Below are 19055 nucleotides of genomic sequence, written 5' to 3' on the forward strand. Positions count from 1 at the left end.
GTCTCGAGACACACGTCGCCGACGCCCGGAACACCGGTCGTTGGACACACGAAGTGAGACGAAACACGTACTGCGTGCAGGAGTGCGCGCAGACAAACAGTCAGTTTAGCACGGACGGATGCCTCGTCCCTGACGGCGACGAGCGGTCGGGCGGCGAAAGTCGGCCTGTGGATATCCTCGACGGCGGCATCGCGGGGTGGCATCATGAGTCACCGCGACTTTGGGGAGTTGCATCGTGGCAGATCCAGATGAGCCGGCGATCTGGCCGGGATTTCCTTACGTGCTCGCCGACACGAGGCTGTGTCCCTCGTGCTTCAGTCAGCTCGTCAGGACGACGTGCCCGCACTGCGGCCTCGAGCTCGCGGATCCGCGGGCGAGCGAGGTTCTCGAGCTCGGGCGGAAGATGCGCCTGCTTGAGCTCGAGCGACAGCAGCTGATCGACAAGATCCGGGTGGCGCACGCCGCCGAGGCCGCGCGGGCCGCAGAGGTGGCGCGGGCCGCTCTGGTGGCGGAGGCGGGCGCGGTTCCCGTGGCCGCGTGGTGGCGTGAGCGGTTGGATGCCCCGCAAGCACAGCTGCATCCCTCCGCACCGGCTGTGGCTTCGGCCGGTGCCGCCGCGGTGATCGACATCCCGGAGCCCGTGGCCGTCGCTTCGGTCCCGGTCGCGGTGGACACGTCGGTTTCGTCCTCCCCCGAGGCCGTGTCGGGCACGCCGGCGGCGCCGACCGAGCCGCCGCCACCCGCTTTCTCCGCTCCTGCCGCGTCAGTCGCTCCCGACCGCCGACGGCGCCTCACGGTGCCGGTGCTGCTGCTCATCGTCGGCGTCTCGCTCGTCGGCGTCGCGGCGATCTTCTTCCTCGTGTACGCGTGGTACCTCGCGGACATCGGGGTCAAGTCGCTGATCATCGGCGGGGTGACGCTCGCCACGATGATCGGGGCGTCGGTGCTGCGGCGCTTCTCGCTGCGGGCGACGGCCGAGGCGATCGCCGCGATCGCCATCATCCTGCTCGGGCTCGACGGCTGGGCGGTGCGCGCGAACGACCTCTTCGGCGCCGGCGCGATGGAGCCGGCCGTCTACGCCGGCGCCGCAGCGCTCACCATCGGCGTCATCTGCCGCCTGTGGGCTGTGATCTCGAAGCTCCGGGGTCCAGACCTCGCGGCAACGCTCGCCCTGCCGACCGGCGTCGGCCTGCTGGCGGCCGGGCTCGTCCCGCTCGAGCCGACCGGCGCCATCGCGGTCGGGTTCCTCGGCACCGCGGTCGCCGGGCTCGCACACGCACTCCCGGCGCCGCTGTCCGCCGCCCGATCCGGTGCGGACTCCGTTCTGGAGCGCACGGCTCTGGCCGTGATCGGCATGGCAGCGCTCCTGGCCAGCGCCGTCATGCTCTTCCCCGGCCTCGAGTCGCTGGCGCTGCAGTACACGATCGCGGGCGTCGTGATCGTGCTCGGGGTCGCCTATGCGGTGACGCTGCGCACCCGCGAAGGGGTCGAATCCCTGCCAGCCGCTCGCGTACTGGCGGGCATCGCTCAGGCGATCGCCGGCGCGATCGGCGCATCGCTCGGGTGGCAGTTCGCGCTGTGGAGCATGACCCCGTCGTACAACCTGCTGATCGGCACCGTCGTCGCCGTCCCCGTCGCCGTGGCGCTCGACCGCTGGCAGCCGCGCGATCAGCGGATCCTCCCCGCCCGCATCGCCGCCGCAGTCGTCGCCGGAATCAGCGTGGCTGCGATCGTGCTGATCGCCGCCCTCCGTGCGCAGCACACCATCGGCGCCGGATGGACGCTATGGCATACCGAGGTCTTCACGGCGCCCGCCATCGCGTTCGACCCGCTGGCGGACCTCTACGCGGCCATCGCCGCGGTCGTCACCGCGGTGCTGCTGTTCTTCGCACCCACTCTGCGTCGGTCGGGTCTGCGCGATGCCCTGCCGGTCGGGGCCGCGGTCATCGCGATCGTCGGCGTCGTCGGCACCGGCATCCCGATCCTGATCGTAGGAACGGGAGTGGTGGTCGCCGCGGTCGCGATCGTTGCCCTCGCACGCGGGGCACGCCGCCCCGGCGGCTGGGGCGCCGCCGCCGCCATCGGGGCTCTCACCGCCTACCTCGGCGGGTTCGCGATGCCGTGGCTGTGGGCGATCGGCGTGCTGGTGGCCATTGCGGTGCCCATCATCGCCCGGGCCATCCTCAAACCGCAGGCGATCGGTGCTGTGCTGCTCGCGCTGGCGCCCGTCGTGGTCGCCGCCGTGTCGGCGCTGATCGCACCGTCGGCACTCGCGCCGGTGTTCGGCGTCGTGGTCGACGCGCGCGCTGGGCTCGTTCTGCTGCAGTGGGTCGCGCTCGCGACGCTCGCCGGCGCGGCGTTCCTCCGCCTCGACGCGGCGAGCGGGCGCGCCCTGGCGGTGTCGTCCTACCTGCTCGAGATCATCGGGCTCTTCGCCCTCCTCACCGTGCCGAGCACCGCCGTGTCCGTCTCCACGGTGATCGGCGAGCCCTACGCCGGCATCGCCCGTTCGACCCTGCTGCTGGTCCTGCTCGGCGCGGTCGCGCTGCGGCGGACCCGCGTCGACGTCGGACCAGAAATCGGCGCCGCCGGTCTCGGCGCTGCCGCGCTGCTCGCCCCCGTCACGGCATCCGCCGCGATCGCGGTCCTGGAGAGCTTCAGCGTGTCCGACCCGCGCTGGAGCGGACTCGCCGCGGCAGGTGCCGCGGCCGTCGTGGTCTGGCTGGGCGCTCTCACTCCGGCCCGCGCGTATCGTGCCGCTCCGGCGATCGATGCGACCGAACCGGCGGCCGACGACGCGGCGGTGCAGACCCCGGTGGTCGAGAACACTGCGACGGATGCCGCGGCCGTGGTGTCCTCCGCGCCCGCTGTGCCGCCCGCTTACGAAGTGCTCGTCCGGCGTGCGTCCGACCTCGGCGCTCTCGTCACTGCGACCTTCGCGCTCGTGCTGGTGCCGGCAGACTTCCGCTGGGCCATCCTGGCGGTGGCCGCGCTCGGATTCGCCGCGGCATCCATCACCCGCGGCTGGGCAGGTCCCGTCACCGAGGCATCCGGCCGCGTTCCGGAGAGGCGCGCGACCGGTGTCGCACTGGCCGCGGCTCCTCGTCGGCTGTTCGCCTGGCCGGCGTTCGCGGCGGCGACCCTGGCGCTCTGGCTGTGGCTCGACGGCTCGTCGTCGACGTTCGAGATCGAAGCGTACGTCCTGCCTCCGGCCGTCGGACTGCTCCTGTTCGCGGTCGCCCTGGTGTGGCTGCGGCGACAGGTCGAGGCGACGATCGCGGTCATCCTGTCGTTTGTTCTCGGGCTCGTGGTTCCCGCCCTTGTGTCCCTCGAGGACTCGGTGTTCCGCCCCTGGACCGACGTCCCCGTCCCGTCGCCCGTGCGCGGCACCGTCGTCGCGGTCGTGGCCGCCGCCATCACCCTCGCCCTCGCCTGGACTCCCGCCCGCCGGGTGCGGTTCCCTGCGCTCATGGGGGCGATCGTCGCGCTGGTCTCGATCGCGCTGGTCGCGGTGGGGCGAGCAGTCACCGAACCGGCGGGCACGGCGTGGCTGCTCCTTCTCGTCGGGGTCGCCTACGTCTCCGCCTTCGGCTTTCTGCGCGGCGCCCCCGTGCGCATCGCCGCACCGGCCGCGAACCCGCCCGGTGTGGCGGCCGTGCTGGCCGCGCCGAGCGGGACGGCAGCGACGGAACCTGTCACTCCTTCGATCTCCGCCGAAGGCGGGTTCGCCATCGGCGTGCCGGCCATCGCGCTGGGGCTCGCCGCGTTGGCGATCATCCCCTCGCTCGACGAGCCGCTCGTCGTCGCCATCGCGCTCGCCATCACCGGCGCCCTGCACATCGCGGCCGCGGCGTGGCACCGTGTGCCGCTCGGTGCGGCCACGCGGTGGACCGCGCTCGCCGGCGCGGTCGTCGCGGCGGCCGGGTCACTGACGTCGGGCGTCGCCGACACGGTGGAACTGGTCAGCCTGCCGGTGGCCGCAGCGCTGCTCGGTGGCGCGACCCTCGCCATGAGGCGGCGCGCGCGCGCCGGTCAGGCATGGCCCGGTGAGGAGCGGATCGTGTGGCTCCTCGGCCTCGCGACGGCGATCGCACCGAGCATCATCGCGGTGCCGAACGATCCGCGCACCTGGCTCGTCATCGTCGGCGCCCTGCTCGCGGCGATCGGGTGCGTCGTCGCACCGATCGACGACGCCACCGGACTCAAGGTGCCCTCCGCCCTGCTCCTGTCCGTCGGCGCGCTCGCGATGGGTGTGCGGGCGCTCCTCACGCCCGAGGTGGAGTCGGGCGAATTCGCCGCGCTCGCCGCCGGCGCAGGCGCCCTTCTCGTCGCCGCGGCGATCGTGTGGATGAGCAGCCAGACCCCGCCCGTCGCCTCCGCGTCGACCGCCCTTGCAGCGGCAGGGGCGGCGCTCGTCCTCGGTGTCGTGCTCGTGCAGTCCGAAGGCGGACTCGTCCAGGCCACGCTGACCGCCATCATCGGCGGCGTGATCGGCGTCCTGGGTGCGGCCCTGCTGCGCTCGGACCGGTGGGCGGGGATCGGCGGCGTGCTGGCGGTCGGCGGGCTCATCGCCGCGCTGATCGCCATCGGCTGGCGCTTCGCGCTGGTCGCAGCCGAGCCGCGCGCCGGCATCGAGGCGGATCTGTGGGCGGTCGCCGGCGTCGGCATCCTCGTCGCGATCGGCATCATGGCGCTGCGGTCCACGGCCTCCCGGTCCGTCGCGAACGTCGTCAGCGGGTCCTTCTCGCTGGCCCTCGTCCTGTTCGCGGGCGCTGAGGTGATCCTCCTCGGCGGGGAGAGCGGGACTGAGCTGCGGGCCGTGCTGACCATGAGCGCCCTCACCGTCGTAGGAGTCATCGGCTGGCTCTCGCGCGAACGACTGGGCCCCTCACTGGCGCCGACCGCAGCGGTCCTCGCCGCCACCTTCGGGCTCCTCGCGCTGACCCTGTACGCCGTGCGTCCGGTCGAACTCGTCACCGTCCCCCCGGCGCTCGGCATGATCGTTCTCGGCGCCCATGCGCTGCGCACCCGGCCGGAGACCCGCACCTGGCCGACGCTCGGCCCCGGACTCGCCCTGCTGACCCTCCCCTCGCTGATCTACGACTTCGGATCACCGAGCCTGCTGTCCGGGCTGGCCGTGACGAGTCTGTGGCGGGTCGTCGCACTCGGCATCGTGGCCATCGCACTCGTCGTGATCGGTGCGATCTGGCGGCTGCAGGCGCCGCTGCTCCTCGGCTCGGCGGTGCTGATCGTGCACGCGGTCGCCCAGCTCTGGCCCTGGATCTCCAGCCAGTACACGGTCATTCCGTGGTGGCTATGGCTCGGGATCGGCGGTGCCCTGCTCATCTTCATCGCCGCGCGCTACGAGCGGCGGATGCAGCAGTTCCGCGCCGCCTTCACGGCGGTGACGAGCCTGCGCTGAGCGGGCCGGCGTCTCGTCCCCACCGGAAGGGCGAGACGGTCGGGTCGCCGGCGATCCAGAACCGCCACGGAAACGCCGCGGTCCCCGCCACGCCCGCGACACCGACCCGCGGTCCCGCAGCGACCTCGGCGATCGGCTCACGGCGCAGCCACAGGCGGGCGACCGCGCCCGCCCACGGCGCTCCGGTGATCGCGTCGATGCCGTCGTGCACGGGATACCGCAGCCCGATCGCGTCGCCGAGACGACCGGGCCCCCTGGCCAGGTCGCGATCGGTCCGGGCCGCCGGGCGGCGCCGGTGCGCGGCATCCGTCCCCGCCACGATCTCGCCGGCGCGCAGGAGGATTCCGCCCGCGACGCCCTCGGGCCCGCAGACGACGTTGACGCAGGAGTGGATGCCGTGGCTGAGGTAGACGTAGAGATGGCCTGGCTGCCCCCACATCGTCGCGTTGCGCGCCGTGGGACCCATCCGCGCGTGCGAGCCGGGGTCGGCGACCGCCCCGGTGCCGAGCCCGTGATAGGCCTCGACCTCGGTCAGCCGCACGACCACTTCGGCGTCGTCGACGGTCGTGTGCAGCTGCGCGCCGAGGAGCCGCGGCGCGACCTCGGCGGGCAGGCCCGCGAAGTCGTCCCGCGTGGCGGGGCGCAGCGGCGCCGAGGCCGCGTCGCGGGATCCGGTCACCGCGGCGCACCGGGCGCGCACTCAGCGCGCGTCACGCTCGCTCGCCCGCGCGGCCGTGCACGCGGCGCAGAGCCCGAAGATGTCCACGATGTGCTCCGCCTCGGTGAAGCCGTGCGAGGCCGCGGTCTGCCGCGCCCACTGCTCGACATCGGATGCCGCGATCTCGACCGCGATCCCGCAGGACCGGCAGATCAGGTGGTGGTGGTGACCTCGCGTCGTGCAGGCGCGATAGAGACTCTCGCCGTCCGGACTCTGCAGCGAGTCGGCGTCGCCCTTGGCTGCGAATCCGGCGAGCGCCCGGTACACGGTGGCCAGGCCGATACCGGTGTTCTCATCGCGGAGGGTGGCGTGCAGGCTCTGCGCGCTGACGAACCCAGGCGCATCGGCGAGCGCTTCGCGCACCCGCTCGCGCTGCCACGTGTTGCGCTCGACCATGGCCGCGATTCTACGCGCGGCCCGCGGGAGCGGCATGAGCGGACCCGGCATCGAGCGAGAGGGCGGATGCTTCCCGCCGCGCCTTCTCGACCCGTCCGCGGCGCGCGCCGATGAGACGGCAGACGACGTAGATGAGGAAAGAGAACGTGGTGATGTAGGGGCTCACCGGCAGCGTGCCGGCGATCGCGAGGAGGATGCCGCCGACGGCCGCGGTGAAGCCGAACAGGGCCGACAGCACCGGCACCGACACAGGGCCGGAGGCGACGCGCATCGCGGCGGCCGCCGGTGTCACGAGCAGTGCCATCACCAGGAGTGCGCCGATGATGTGCACGCTGACGGCGACGATGAGCCCGAGGACGAGCAGGAACCCGATCGACACCGCGGTCGTCGGAACGCCCCGGGCCGCGGCGGAGACCGGATCGAGCGAGTCGAACCGCAGCGGGCGCCACATGAGCACGAGCGCGATGAGGGCGATGGCGCTCATCGCGATGAGGAGGCCGAGCTGATCGTTCTGGACGGAGACGATCTGCCCCGTCAACAGACTGAACTGACTCGAGGAACGGCCCTCATAGAGGGACAGGCAGAGGATGCCGAGGCCGAGGCCGAACGGCATGAGCACCCCGATGATCGAGTTGCGGTCACGGGCACGGGCGCCGAGCCATCCGATCAGCAGGGCGGCGACGACCGAGCCGACGAGTGAGCCCGTCACCACGTCGAACCCGAAGAGCAGTGCCGCCGCCGCGCCGGCGAACGAGAGCTCGCTGATGCCGTGCACCGCGAATGCCATGTCGCGCTGCATGATGAACACGCCGATCAGACCGCCGACGAGGCCCAGCACGGCGCCCGCCCACACCGAGTTCGATACCAGGGCGAGGATCTCGCCATAGACCGGAAGGCCTCCGAACATGGCCTCCCACATGTCGTCCCAGGTCATGCGTGCGCTCCCGCGTCGGCGTCGTCGTCGTCCTCATCGTGATGGTGGTGCGGCTCTTCGACGTCGGGCGCGCCCACCACCACGAGGCGTCCCCCGGCACGGAGCACGTAGACCGGGGCGCCGTAGAGATCGCTCAGCACGCGCGAGTCGAGCACCTCATCGGGCCTTCCGAGCATGAAGCGCCCGCCCGCGAGATAGAGGATGCGGTCGACGCTGCGCAGCACCGGGTTGATGTCGTGCGTCACGAACAGGACCGCGGCATCCGTCTGGCGCCTGTGACTGTCGATGAGCGCCACCACCGCCTGCTGGTTGGCGAGGTCGAGGCTCGTGAGGGGCTCGTCGCACAGCAGGATGCGCGGGTCATCGGCGAGCGCCTGGCCGATGCGCAGGCGCTGCTGCTCGCCCCCCGAGAGCAGTCCGACGGGGCGGTCGGCGAACCGCTCCGCGCCGACCGAGCGGACGAGGGCCTCCACGCGCTCGCGATCAGCCCGCCGCGGGAAGGGGATGCCCCACTTGTGTCCGTCCACGCCGAGCGAGACGAGGTCGCGCCCGCGCAGCGACGTATCGCGCGGCAGCGGCCGAGACTGCGGAACGTAGCCGATCCGCCGGTTTCCCCTGGTGCGGACGGGAGCGCCGAGCGCGGTGATCGTTCCGGATGACAGCGGCTCGAGGCCGAGGATGGCGCGCAGGAGCGTCGTCTTTCCCGAGCCGCTCGGGCCGAGGACCGCGATGAACTCGCCGGGCTCGACAGTGAGGTCGAGCCCCGACCAGAGCTCGCGCTCGCCCCGGCGCAGGGAGGCGTCTTCGATCCGCAGCAGGGCGTTCGTCACTCCTCCAGAGCCTCCTGGATCGCCGCGATGTTGTCCTGCATCCACGAGAGGTAAGTCTGGCCCTCTGGGAGCGTCTCAGTGAACTCGACGACCGGGATGCCGTTCGCTGAGGCCTCGTCGATCACCTGGGTCGTCTCGGCGCCGCCGGTCTGCGCGTTGACGAAGACGATGCGCACGTCGCCGCCTTCGAGGAGCTTGATCGACTCGAGCAGGATGGCGGGCGCGACATCCAGACCCTCTTCGACCGCCTCGCTGAAGGCCGGCGGGGTGACATCGGTGAGGCCCGCGCCCTTGATCAGGTAGTACGGGATCGGCTCGCTGACGAAGACGTCTTCGCCTGCGTGGGCGGCCTCGATGTCGTCGAGCGATGCCTCGAGCGTGGCGATCTCGGCCGCGAGCGCGTCAGCGGCGGAGGTGAAGGCAGCCGCGTCATCCGGGCTCAGGATGCTCAGCTCGGCGGCGATGGCCTCGACGAGATCGCTCATCGCGGTCGGGTCGTACCAGACGTGCTCGTTGAAGCCGTCGACGTGCTCGTGCTCGTCGGCATCCGCACTGTCGTCGTGGGCGCTTCCGCCGGTCCACTCGGAGGAGAACTCGACCGCGGTGAGGACGGTGGCGCCGGTGCCCGACGACTCGATGAGTCCATCGATGAACGGGTCGTAGCCACCGCCGTTCTCGATGACGAGGTCGGCATCGGCGACGGCGAGCTGGTCCTGCGCGCTCGCCTCGAACGAGTGCGGGTCCTGCGCGTTCGACGTGATGATCGACGTCACATCGACCAGGTCGCCCGCGATCTCCTCGACCAGCTGCCCGTAGACATTCGTCGATGCCACCACGTCGATGTGCCCGTCGTCTCCGGTGCCCTCCGCCTCTCCGCTGGCGCACCCGGTGAGCAGGAGAGCGGATGCCGCGGCCAGCGCGGCGGCAGACAGGCGGGGCGAAGGCATGCCGCAACTCTACCGTTAGTGATAATCGTTCTCAACTTCGCGGGACCGATGCGATCTGCGGGGACCATGGCCGCTATTCTCTGCACGATGCGAGCCACCCGGGCCGCGGGGGAGCGCACGAATGACGAGCAGCACGAAGACCACGGCAGCGGTTCCCCCGATCGTCGCGCGCCTGCGCGCTTCGGCGCTGCTCGCCCTGCCGTTTCAGGTCGGGTCGGTCGCCCTGGCGCTGGTACTGGCGGCTCTCGGGGCCGAGGTCGAGCTGCCGCTGACGTTCCTGCTGATCCTGGCGTACTGGGCGCCGCTGCTCGTGGAGCTGGTCTTCCGCACCGCGATGCCGTGGCCGCTCCAGGTCAGCTACCTGGCGTTCATCGCGGCGGGCTCGTTCGCCGGCAGCGCGCTGCACGTCTACTGGTACTTCCCGCTGTGGGACGTGATCGTGCACTTCTACTCAGGCGTCATGCTGGCATGGCTCGGACTGTTCATCGCCCGCCGGGCGGAGGAGCAGACGGGGTGGCCGCTGCCCCGCTGGTTCTCGCTCACCGTGACGCTGCTGACGCCGATGGCCTTCGCCGCCGCCTGGGAGATCTGCGAGTTCGCGAGCGACATCATCATCGGCACGACATCCCAGCACGGGCTGAGCGACACCATGAGCGACATCGTCGCGGGCACGCTCGGCGGCGTCTTCGCGATCATCCTGCTGCTGCTCACGCGACGTCCGCGCTCACTCGCGCCGGCGTCGCTTCTCGCCCCACGCTGAGGCCTCAGCCGGTCGCTGAGCCTGTCGAAGCGTCCGGCGGCCCTTCGACAAGCTCAGGGACCGCTGCCCGCCGGTCAGTCGAGGAGCAGCGCGGGCTCTTCGAGGATCGACGCGACGTCGGCGATGAAGCGCGACATCCCGTCGCCGTCGACCACCCGGTGATCGAACGACCCGGCCACGGTCGTCACCCACCGAGGGCGCACCTCGCCGTCGACGACCCACGGCTTCTGGCGGATCGTCCCGAGGGCGACGATCCCGGCCTCGCCGGGGTTGATGATCGGGGTGCCGGCATCCATTCCGAACACCCCGATGTTGGTGATCGTGATGGTGCCGCCGTGCTGGTCGGCGGGCGCCGTCTTGCCTTCGCGCGCCGTGAGCGTGAGCTTCTCGAGCGCCCGCGCGAGGTCGCGCAGGCTGAGATCCTGCGCGTCCTTGATGTTCGGGACGAGGAGGCCGCGCGGAGTCGCCGCGGCGATGCCGAGGTTGACGTAGTGGCGCACGCGGATCTCGGCACCAGCGTCGGTGTCGACCCACGCGGCGTTGACCATCGGCGTACGGCGCACGGCCCAGATGACCGCGCGCGCCATGATCAGCAGCGGCGACACCTTGACGTCGGCGAAGTCGGTCGAGCCCTTGAGCCGGCGGACGAGCTCCATCGTGCGGCTCGCGTCGACGTCGGTCCACACCGACACGTGCGGGGCGGTGTACGCCGAGCGCACCATGCCCGATGCGACGGCCTTGCGCACACCGCGCACCGGGATCGACTCCTCGCGCACATCGGTCGACGGCGCGGTGGCCGGCGCGGCGGGCCGGGCGACGACGGTCGCCGCCGGCTCCGACACCGCGATCGTCTCTTCGCGGACGTCCGGCCACTCCGGCGTCTCGATGTTGCGGAACACGCTCGCCTGCGACGCGTGCCGCACGACATCCTCGCGCGTGACTTCGCCCGCGGTGCCGCTGGGCACCACGTCGACAAGCTCGACGCCGAGATCACGGGCGAGTTTGCGGATGGGCGGCTTCGCGACAACGCCGACGGATGCCGCGACCGGCCGCTGCGCTGGACGCCGACGCCGCGACTCGACGTGTCCGGCAGTGCCGTAGCCGACGAGAACGGCGCCGCCAGGCTCGGCGTCGGCGGCGGGCTGGCCGTGCTCGGACTGTCCGATGACGAGGGGAGAGGCATCCGTCCCGTCCGCCGATCCGCCCGGTGCAGCGGCGATCGTGATGATCGCCGTGCCGACGTTGACCGTGTCGCCTTCGGCGGCCAGCAGCGACTCGACTCTGCCGCCGAACGGCGACGGCAGCTCGACGAGCGACTTGGCCGTCTCGATCTCGACCAGCACGTCGTTGACGGAGACCTCGTCGCCGGGGGCCACGCGCCACGAGACGATCTCGGCTTCGGTCAATCCCTCACCGACGTCGGGGAGGAGGAAGGTCTGGGTGCTCATTCGGCATCCTTTCCGAAGGCCACGAAGGCCTCAGTACGCGAGGGCTCGATCGACTGCCTCGAGGATCCGGTCGGCATCCGGCAGGAACGTGCCTTCGAGCTTGGCCGGGGGGAAGGGCGCGTCGAAGCCCGACACGCGCATGACCGGCGCCTCGAGTGCGTAGAAGGCCTTCTCCATGACGGTCGCGGCGACTTCCGAGCCGAGGCTCGTGAAGCCGGGCGCCTCCTGCGCGTAGACCATGCGGCCGGTGCGCCGCACCGAGTCGAGGATCGGGCCGTAGTCGATCGGCGAGAGCGAGCGCAGGTCGATGACCTCGCAGCTCGTCCCCTCGGACTCGGCGAGCGCGGCGGCCTGCAGCAGGGTGCCGACCATGGCGCCGTGCCCGACCAGCGTGACGTCGGTGCCGCGGCGCACGAGCCGTGAGGCGTGCAGCGGCAGGGCGCGGGCGGTCGTGTCGACCTCGCCCTTCTGCCAGTAGCGGCTCTTCGGCTCGAGGAAGATCACCGGGTCGTTCGAGGTGATCGCGTCCTGGATCATCCAGTACGCGTCATTCGGCGTCGAAGGGCTCACGACCCGCAGGCCCGGAGTGTGGGTGAAGTACGCCTCGGGGCTCTCCTGGTGGTGCTCGATCGCGCCGATGTGCCCGCCGTACGGGATGCGGATGACGACCGGGAGCTGCAGCGACCCCTCGTGCCGGTTGGTGAGCTTCGCCAGCTGCGACGTGATCTGGTCGAACGCCGGGAACACGAAGCCGTCGAACTGGATCTCGCACACCGGACGGAACCCCGCCATGGCCAGTCCGATGGCGGTGCCGACGATGCCCGATTCGGCCAGCGGGGTGTCGAGCACGCGCCGCGGGCCGAACTCGGCGGAGAGGCCCTCGGTGATGCGGAACACGCCGCCGAGCGGGCCGATGTCCTCACCCATGAGGAGCACACGATCGCTGTCTGCGAGCGCACGGCGCAGGCCGGCGTTGAGGGCGCGGCTGAGCGGCATGGTCTCGATGCCGGTCGAACCGGCGTCKGTCACTGGCGCGGCATCAGTCACTGAGCCTGTCGAAGTGTCGGTCACTGGCGCGGCATCGGTCACTGAGCCTGTCGAAGTGTCGGTCACGATGCGCCCTCCTCGAAGGATGACTCGTAGTCGGCCAGCCAGCGCCGCTCCTCGGCGATCAGCGGGTGCGGCTCGGAGTACACGTGGGCGAACATCGAGTCGGCCTCGAGGCCGCCGAGCTGGGTGGTCCGTATGCGGGCGTCATCTGCGACCGCGGCCGCTTCGTCCTCGACGTCGGCGAAGAACGTCGCGCCGGCTCCCCGACCCTCGAGGTAGGCGCGCATGCGCTGGATCGGATCGCGCCGGATCCAGGACTCCTCCTCGGCGGAGGTGCGGTACTTCGTGGGGTCATCGCTTGTCGTGTGCGCGCCGACCCGGTAGGTGAGCGCCTCGATCGCGCGCGGGCCGGCGCCGCCGCGGGCCTCGTCCAGTGCCACCTTGGTGACGGCGTAGCTGGCGAGCACGTCGTTGCCGTCGACCTGGATGCTCGGCATCCCGTAGCCCTGCCCACGCAGATACAGCGGGGAGCGCGACTGGGTCGTGACGGGCACGGAGATCGCCCACCCGTTGTTCTGCAGGAAGAAGACCTCAGGGGTCTGATAGCTCGCGGCGAACACCATGGCCTCATGGATGTCGCCCTGGCTGGTCGCGCCGTCGCCGTAGTAGACGATCACCGCTTCGTCGCGTTCTGGATCGCCGGTGCCGGAGCGTCCGTCGAAGACGAGGCCCATGGCGAGGCCGGTCGCGTGGAGGGTCTGCGCGCCGAGCACCAGCGTGTACAGGTGCACGTTGCCGTTCTTCGGGTCGAACGGGTCCCAGCCGCCGTGCGTCAGGCCGCGCATGAGCCGGATGATGTCGACCGGGTCGACCCCGCGGATGCGGGCCACGACGTGCTCGCGGTACGACGGGAAGAAGTGATCCTGCGGGCGGGCGGCGCGCGCCGAGCCGACCTGCGCGGCCTCCTGGCCGAGGCTCGGCGGCCAAAGGGCGAGCTGCCCCTGTCGCTGCAGGTTCGTCGCCTGACGGTCGAAGGCCCGGATCACGACCATGTCGCGATACAGCGTCTCGAGCTCCGCGTCGGGGAGCGCGTCGATGAGCGCGAGATAGGGCTCCGCCGCGGCCGTGGGCGCGAACGTGCCGTCGGCCGCGAGAACGCGGACGAGAGGGGCGTGGGGTTGTGGAACCGATGCGTCGATCGAGGTCACCGCTCTACGCTATCCCTCGCGCTGGATGGCTTTCTGGGAGGGTCCGGACAACGGATGCCGCGATCCCTAGGATCTTCTCCACAGACTCGGGCTCGCCGACGGAGATTCGGATGCCGTCTCCCGCGAAGGGGCGGACCACGAGGCCGGCGGCGGTGAACTGCTCGGCGATCGCGAGCGTCTCGGCCCCGGTGGGCAGCCAGACGAAGTTGCCCTGGGCCTGCGGCACCGCCCAGCCGAGCGCGCGCAACCCGGCGACGAGCTCGTCCCGCCGCGCCGCGATGACGCCGACGCGCTCGAGGAGCGCGGCCTCCTCGGCGAGACTCGCGATCGCCGCGGTCTCGGCCTGGGCCGTGACTGCGAGCGGGATCGCGGTGGTGCGGGCGGCGTCGAGGATCCGCGGATGACCGATCGCGTACCCGACGCGGAGACCTGCGAGCCCGAACGCCTTCGAAAACGTGCGCAGCACGACGACGTTCGGGTGCGCCCCTTCGGCCAGCACACGCCGGCCGTCCACCGCGTCGGGGTCGGTCACGAACTCCACGTACGCCTCGTCGAGGATCACCAGCACGTCGCTCGGAACCGCCGCGACGAACGCATCGAACGCCGCCTGGGTGACGATCGTGCCGGTCGGGTTGTTCGGGGTGCACACGATCACGACCCGGGTGCGCTCGGTGACCGCTGACGCCATGGCGGCGAGGTCGTGGGTCGCATCGGGGAGCAGCGGCACCTGCACGGGCGTCGCGCCCGCGATCAGGACGAGCCCGGGGTAGGCCTCGAAGGACCGCCAGGCGTACAGCACCTCGTCGCCGGGACCGGCCGCGGCGAGGATCAGCTGCGCGAGGATCGAGACGCTGCCGGCGCCGACATGGACGGACTCCGTCGTGACGTCGAACCGGGCGGCGAGGCGCTCGCGCAGGCGCGTGGCCGCGGCATCCGGGTATCGATTGAAGGATGCCGCATCGTGAACCGCGTCGAGCACTCCGGGGAGCGGGTCGAACGGGTTCTCGTTGCTCGACAGCTTGAAAGCGCCGGGGCCGGCCTGCGTGCCCTGCTTGTACGGCGGCAGCGCGGCGATCTCGGGGCGGATGCGAACAGGAGCGTCGGTCACCTTGAGAGTCTACGGACGTCATATTCCCGCGGCGGCAGGTCATCGCCCCGCCGAATCGGCTCGGGCAGGAGCCTGTGCCGCGCGCGCCGGTCGTGGCAGACTGACCGCACTATGGGCTTCCTCATCCGCGTGGTCATCAACGCGTTCTCGATCTGGGTCGTGACCCTCATTCCCGCGCTCGGCGTGACGGTCGTCGCATTCCCACCCGGCGGCACGCTGCAGTACGTCCTGACGCTGCTGCTCGTGGCGGCGATCTTCGCTCTGGTGAACACGTTCATCGGCACGGTGATCAAGCTGCTCGCGCTGCCGCTCTACATCCTGACGCTGGGGCTCATCTCGCTCCTCATCAACGGCTTCCTGCTGTGGCTGACCGCGTGGATCACCCACTGGTGGAGCTGGGGACTGCGCGTCGATGACTTCTGGTGGGGCGTGGTCGCCGCGATGGTCATCGCGATCATCAACTTCATCTTCGGCATCATCCTTCGCCCCCAGCGGAAGGACTGACCCGCTCGGCGCGGTACTCCGTCACCTCGACGGATGCCGCGTCGCCGAGCTCAGCGAAGACACCACGCACCGCGTCCATGCGCGGGTCGGCGGATGCGTCGAGCATGGCCGCGGTCTCGGTGTACTCGGTGAGGTGGTGGGGCGCCAGCAGGTCCACCCCGAGGGCAGGGTCGGCGGTGCGCTCGGCGACGAAGCTGCCAGGGGCGCCCACGGTCTCCGACCTGCCACCGCCGGCCAGAGCGGCGATCGGGTCGTCGGAGTGGCGGATCGTGACGCTGAGCGTGTCGCCTGCGACCTCCGGATCGACCGGGGAGCCGAGGCTCACGAGCGTCCGGACGTCGTAGCCGCCCTCCACCGCGAGGTGCGCGCCGATCATCGCGCCCTGCGAGTGGCCGATCGCGTGGACGACGTCGCCCGGCTGCGCGCCCGCGTCGGCGAGCGCCTCGAGGACCGCGTCATACGACGAGGACCGCTGGCCGGCGGCGAGCTGGACGTCGGACAGTGCATCGAACGGCTGCTCGCCGCCGAAGTCGCCTGACCGCGTGCCTGCGATGTAGACCGCGAACTGCCGGGTGCCATCCGGCAGGGTGTACCGCTCGACCCGGATGGCGGCGGCGCCGGTGGGGATCCGGGCCGCGGCTCCCGCGAGGGTGGTCGGCGCCGCGACAGCCGCAGTCGGCCGCGCACCCGGCACCACACCCCCGGGCTGGGGTGGCGCGAGCGGCACTTCGCGGATGCGAACCGGCTCGGCGGTGCCGCTCAGCCGGGCATCCGGCGCGATTCTCGTGACTCCGGTCGTCCGCACCCCCTGGGCGAAGCTCCACAGCATGCCCGCCACGGTCGCTCCCGCGATCGGGCCGAGCCACGCGGCGGGGCCGGCGACCTGCGCGATGACCCCGGCGGGCCAGGTGAGGTCGCGCCACGTCCCTCGTCCGGCCGCGACCAGGAGGGTGCCAGGGCGCGCGGCCTCGATCGCCGCGAGCCGCCCGTCGATGCGGGCCACCGCCGCGGTGTCGCCGCCCGCCTCCGCGGCAGCGCGCTGAGCCTGCAGCTCTACGACGTCGAAGAGCGCCGCCGACGCGCGCAGCCCGCCGGCGAGCTCCGACGGCGTGTGCGCCCGCCGGGAGGCGAGGTCCGCCAGGATCCACGCCCGAAAGACGACGAACCCGTCGACAAGGTGGATGACGCCGGCCAGCTCCGCTGCGGCAGTGCGCAGCAGCTCGACGACAGCGACGATGTCGGTGTGGAGTTGGTCCAGCGCCGTTGCGGCCGCCTCGAGCGAGGCCGTGTCGACCGCGACGAGCCCACCGCTGCGTATCTCGAGGGCTCCTGGCGATGGCGCCTGGGCGCCGTCGGTCTGAGCCGAGGCATCCGATCCGATCCTTGCGGTGCTCATCGCCCTGCTCCCGCCGCCAGCGCGAGTGCTGCGCGTGCGGCGCGCTCGAGACCCTCGACGTCAGCGCGCAGGTGACGCAGCTGCGCCACCCAGTCGGCCAGTTCGGCGCGGTAGGCGCGCGCGGCTGCGCACTCCCAGGCGGTCTCGTCCGCCAGGCGCTCGGCACGCGCCACCACCGCCGCGAGCCGGTCGTCCGCGGCCGCGAGGACGCCGGCCGAATTGCGTGTCATCCATCCGTTCATCGGCCGAGCATCGCCCTGGTGGGCCCCGGGATTCCGCGATCGCCGTCGACTCGGGATGCCGTCTCACGCGCCGCGGGCTGGGGAGGAACGGTTCCTCGCCTGGTCAGGGTGGCCGGGGGAGGCCAGAATGGTCCAATGACCGCGACCACCGTGGATCCCTTCCGCGTCGTGTTCGTCTGCACCGGCAACATCTGCCGCTCGCCCATGGCGGATGTCGTCTTCCGACAGTTCGCGGATCTCGCCGGGCTGCGCGATCACGTCGGCTCGACAAGCGCCGGCACCGGGGACTGGCATGTAGGCGAACGCGCCGATCAGCGCACCCTCGACGCGCTGGAGCGCCGAGGGTACGACGGTGCGCGGCATCGCGCGCGACAGTTCACGTCGGCCGACTTCGCGCACAGCGACCTGGTCGTCGCGCTCGATCGCAGCCACGAGCGCATCCTCAAGGGGTGGGCGCGCACCGAGGCCGACACCGACAAGATCGCCCTGCTCATGTCGTTCGACCAGACCGCGCGCAGCCTCGATGTGCCCGACCCGTACTATGCCGGGCCGGGAATGTTCGATGAGGTCCTCGCTATGATCGAAAGCGCGAGCCGGGCGCTCTTCCGGCAGCTCGAACCCGCGATCCGCCCGGCGACCCCGTCGCCGCCTGCCGCGCACCGATCGGACCTTCTGTGACCTCCTCCTCCCCGCAGTTCTTCGATCGCCAGGCACTCAGCCCGCTGGACGGGCGCTATCGCGCGGCCGTCGCACCGCTCGCGGAATTCCTCTCCGAGGCCGGGCTGAACCGCGCCAGGGTCGAGGTCGAGGTCGAGTGGCTGCTCGCGCTCACCGACCGCTCGCTGTTCGGCACGACCCCCCTGCGCGACACCGTGAAGTCGCGACTGCGCGCGCTGTACCGCGATTTCGGACAGGACGAGATCGACTGGCTCGCCGCCAAGGAAGCGGTCACGCGTCACGACGTGAAGGCCGTCGAGTACCTGGTGCGCGACCGTCTCACCGAGCTGGGCCTGGATTCCATCGCCGAACTCACCCACTTCGCGTGCACGAGCGAGGACATCAACTCCACGGCCTACGCCCTGACGGTCCAGCGTGCCGTGGTGGGCGTGTGGCTGCCCAAGCTGCACGCGGTGATCGACGCCCTGAGCGCCCTCGCCGTCGACCACCGTCACGCCGCGATGCTCTCGCGCACGCACGGACAGCCGGCCACCCCCACCACCATGGGCAAGGAGATCGCGGTCTTCGCGTGGCGCCTGGAGCGGGTCGCGTCGCAGATCGCGGCATCCGATTTCCTCGCGAAGTTCTCGGGTGCGACCGGCACCTGGTCGGCGCATCTCGCCGCTGATCCGGATGCCGCGTGGCCGACGATCTCGCGCGAGTTCATCGAGTCGCTCGGACTGGGCTTCAACCCGCTCACGACCCAGATCGAATCGCACGACTGGCAGGTGGAGCTCTACGACCGCGTGCGGCATGCCGGCGGCATCCTGCACAACCTCGCCACCGACATCTGGACCTACATCTCGATGGGGTACTTCGCCCAGATCCCGGTCGCCGGTGCGACCGGCTCCTCCACGATGCCGCACAAGATCAACCCGATCCGCTTCGAGAACGCCGAGGCGAACCTCGAGATCGCGGGCGGACTGCTCGCGACGCTCTCGCAGACCCTCGTCACCTCGCGGCTGCAGCGCGACCTCACCGACTCCACCACGCAGCGCAACATCGGCGTGGCGTTCGGGCACTCGCTGCTCGCCCTGGACAACCTGCAGCGGGGCCTGCGTGAGATCTCGCTGGCCGAGGACGTGCTCCTGGCCGACCTCGACGGCAACTGGGAGGTGCTCGGCGAGGCGATCCAGACCGTCGTCCGCGCCGAGGTCGCGGCCGGGCGGTCCACGATCGCCGACCCATACGCGCTGCTCAAGGAGCTCACCCGGGGCCGGCGCGTCGGGGCAGCGGAGCTGGCCGAGTTCGTCCGCGGGCTCGAGATCGGCGATGCCGCCAAGGCGCGGCTGCTGGCCCTCACCCCGGCCACCTACATCGGGGTCGCGTCCGACCTGGTCGACGGCCTGGACTGAACCGCGATCCGCGAAAGCGG

Annotated in this window: 16 protein-coding genes; 5 read left to right on the forward strand and 11 right to left on the reverse strand. The window is 71.5% G+C overall.

Annotated features, from left to right (window positions below; all coding sequences use genetic code 11):
* Positions 1-235 precede the first annotated feature (235 nt).
* A complete protein-coding gene (locus ACXJ3V_RS07720) occupies positions 236-5422 on the forward strand; it encodes an SCO7613 C-terminal domain-containing membrane protein (RefSeq protein WP_457099696.1) in 5187 nt (1728 codons plus the stop codon).
* On the opposite strand, the gene ACXJ3V_RS07725 is transcribed toward ACXJ3V_RS07720, so the two are convergent.
* Genes ACXJ3V_RS07725 through ACXJ3V_RS07745 form a run of 5 tightly spaced genes read right to left on the reverse strand, consistent with a single transcriptional unit; the run spans position 5397 to position 9247 of the window.
* Positions 5397-6101: a DNA-3-methyladenine glycosylase gene (locus ACXJ3V_RS07725; protein WP_457099697.1), complete on the reverse strand. Its 705-nt coding sequence runs from the start codon at positions 6099-6101 to the stop codon at positions 5397-5399. The two genes, ACXJ3V_RS07720 and ACXJ3V_RS07725, sit on opposite strands and share 26 nt — an antisense overlap.
* 21 nt (positions 6102-6122) lie before the next feature.
* Positions 6123-6536: a Fur family transcriptional regulator gene (locus tag ACXJ3V_RS07730; RefSeq protein ID WP_457099698.1), complete on the reverse strand. Its 414-nt coding sequence runs from the start codon at positions 6534-6536 to the stop codon at positions 6123-6125.
* 10 nt (positions 6537-6546) lie between these two features.
* Positions 6547-7470 (reverse strand): metal ABC transporter permease, encoded by a 924-nt coding sequence (locus ACXJ3V_RS07735; protein WP_457099699.1) that lies wholly within the window; start codon positions 7468-7470, stop codon positions 6547-6549.
* A complete protein-coding gene (locus ACXJ3V_RS07740; RefSeq protein WP_457099700.1) occupies positions 7467-8300 on the reverse strand; it encodes a metal ABC transporter ATP-binding protein in 834 nt (277 codons plus the stop codon). The genes ACXJ3V_RS07735 and ACXJ3V_RS07740 overlap by 4 nt, the downstream gene beginning before the upstream one ends.
* Positions 8297-9247 (reverse strand): metal ABC transporter solute-binding protein, Zn/Mn family, encoded by a 951-nt coding sequence (locus ACXJ3V_RS07745; protein ID WP_457099701.1) that lies wholly within the window; start codon positions 9245-9247, stop codon positions 8297-8299. Before ACXJ3V_RS07745 ends, ACXJ3V_RS07740 begins: the two co-directional genes overlap by 4 nt.
* Before the next feature lie 121 nt (positions 9248-9368).
* On the opposite strand from ACXJ3V_RS07745, the gene ACXJ3V_RS07750 reads away from it, so the two are divergent.
* On the forward strand, positions 9369-10007 hold the full coding sequence (locus ACXJ3V_RS07750; protein ID WP_457099702.1) for a hypothetical protein: 639 nt from the start codon (positions 9369-9371) through the stop codon (positions 10005-10007).
* A gap of 74 nt (positions 10008-10081) precedes the next feature.
* On the opposite strand, the gene ACXJ3V_RS07755 is transcribed toward ACXJ3V_RS07750, so the two are convergent.
* From ACXJ3V_RS07755 to ACXJ3V_RS07770, 4 genes are all read right to left on the reverse strand, one after another.
* Positions 10082-11455 carry a dihydrolipoamide acetyltransferase family protein gene (locus ACXJ3V_RS07755; RefSeq protein ID WP_457099703.1) on the reverse strand — a complete coding sequence of 458 codons (1374 nt, stop codon included), beginning with the start codon at positions 11453-11455 and terminating at the stop codon, positions 10082-10084.
* A gap of 30 nt (positions 11456-11485) precedes the next feature.
* On the reverse strand, positions 11486-12451 hold the full coding sequence (locus ACXJ3V_RS07760) for an alpha-ketoacid dehydrogenase subunit beta (RefSeq protein WP_457099747.1): 966 nt from the start codon (positions 12449-12451) through the stop codon (positions 11486-11488).
* Between the two features lie 113 nt (positions 12452-12564).
* Positions 12565-13713, reverse strand: a complete 1149-nt coding sequence (locus ACXJ3V_RS07765; RefSeq protein ID WP_457099704.1) for a thiamine pyrophosphate-dependent enzyme — start codon at positions 13711-13713, stop codon at positions 12565-12567.
* A 4-nt stretch (positions 13714-13717) separates the two neighbouring features.
* Positions 13718-14821, reverse strand: coding sequence for a histidinol-phosphate transaminase (locus tag ACXJ3V_RS07770; RefSeq protein ID WP_457099705.1), 1104 nt, complete (start codon positions 14819-14821; stop codon positions 13718-13720).
* Between the two features lie 111 nt (positions 14822-14932).
* On the opposite strand from ACXJ3V_RS07770, the gene ACXJ3V_RS07775 reads away from it, so the two are divergent.
* Positions 14933-15325 (forward strand): phage holin family protein, encoded by a 393-nt coding sequence (locus ACXJ3V_RS07775; protein ID WP_457099706.1) that lies wholly within the window; start codon positions 14933-14935, stop codon positions 15323-15325.
* Here ACXJ3V_RS07775 and ACXJ3V_RS07780 read toward each other — a convergent pair.
* A complete protein-coding gene (locus ACXJ3V_RS07780) occupies positions 15297-16721 on the reverse strand; it encodes a hypothetical protein (protein ID WP_457099707.1) in 1425 nt (474 codons plus the stop codon). The genes ACXJ3V_RS07775 and ACXJ3V_RS07780 overlap by 29 nt on opposite strands.
* Entirely contained in the window at positions 16718-16951 is a 234-nt protein-coding gene (locus ACXJ3V_RS07785) for a hypothetical protein (RefSeq protein ID WP_457099708.1), read from the reverse strand. The genes ACXJ3V_RS07780 and ACXJ3V_RS07785 overlap by 4 nt, the downstream gene beginning before the upstream one ends.
* Before the next feature lie 147 nt (positions 16952-17098).
* On the opposite strand from ACXJ3V_RS07785, the gene ACXJ3V_RS07790 reads away from it, so the two are divergent.
* Positions 17099-17641 carry a low molecular weight protein-tyrosine-phosphatase gene (locus tag ACXJ3V_RS07790; RefSeq protein WP_457099709.1) on the forward strand — a complete coding sequence of 181 codons (543 nt, stop codon included), beginning with the start codon at positions 17099-17101 and terminating at the stop codon, positions 17639-17641.
* Positions 17638-19035 (forward strand): adenylosuccinate lyase, encoded by a 1398-nt coding sequence (gene purB, locus ACXJ3V_RS07795; protein ID WP_457099710.1) that lies wholly within the window; start codon positions 17638-17640, stop codon positions 19033-19035. Before ACXJ3V_RS07790 ends, purB begins: the two co-directional genes overlap by 4 nt.
* Positions 19036-19055: the final 20 nt, after the last annotated feature.

Source organism: Microbacterium sp. P5_E9 (assembly GCF_054049175.1).

Coding starts and splice junctions, on each gene's coding strand:
- ACXJ3V_RS07745 (WP_457099701.1), bottom strand. CDS start 9,247: ATGCCTTCGCCCCGCCTGTCTGCCGCCGCGCTGGCCGCGGCATCCGCT.
- ACXJ3V_RS07750 (WP_457099702.1), top strand. CDS start 9,369: ATGACGAGCAGCACGAAGACCACGGCAGCGGTTCCCCCGATCGTCGCG.
- ACXJ3V_RS07780 (WP_457099707.1), bottom strand. CDS start 16,721: ATGAGCACCGCAAGGATCGGATCGGATGCCTCGGCTCAGACCGACGGC.
- ACXJ3V_RS07735 (WP_457099699.1), bottom strand. CDS start 7,470: ATGACCTGGGACGACATGTGGGAGGCCATGTTCGGAGGCCTTCCGGTC.
- ACXJ3V_RS07785 (WP_457099708.1), bottom strand. CDS start 16,951: ATGACACGCAATTCGGCCGGCGTCCTCGCGGCCGCGGACGACCGGCTC.
- ACXJ3V_RS07755 (WP_457099703.1), bottom strand. CDS start 11,455: ATGAGCACCCAGACCTTCCTCCTCCCCGACGTCGGTGAGGGATTGACC.
- ACXJ3V_RS07760 (WP_457099747.1), bottom strand. CDS start 12,451: ATGCCGCTCAGCCGCGCCCTCAACGCCGGCCTGCGCCGTGCGCTCGCA.
- ACXJ3V_RS07730 (WP_457099698.1), bottom strand. CDS start 6,536: ATGGTCGAGCGCAACACGTGGCAGCGCGAGCGGGTGCGCGAAGCGCTC.
- ACXJ3V_RS07775 (WP_457099706.1), top strand. CDS start 14,933: ATGGGCTTCCTCATCCGCGTGGTCATCAACGCGTTCTCGATCTGGGTC.
- ACXJ3V_RS07790 (WP_457099709.1), top strand. CDS start 17,099: ATGACCGCGACCACCGTGGATCCCTTCCGCGTCGTGTTCGTCTGCACC.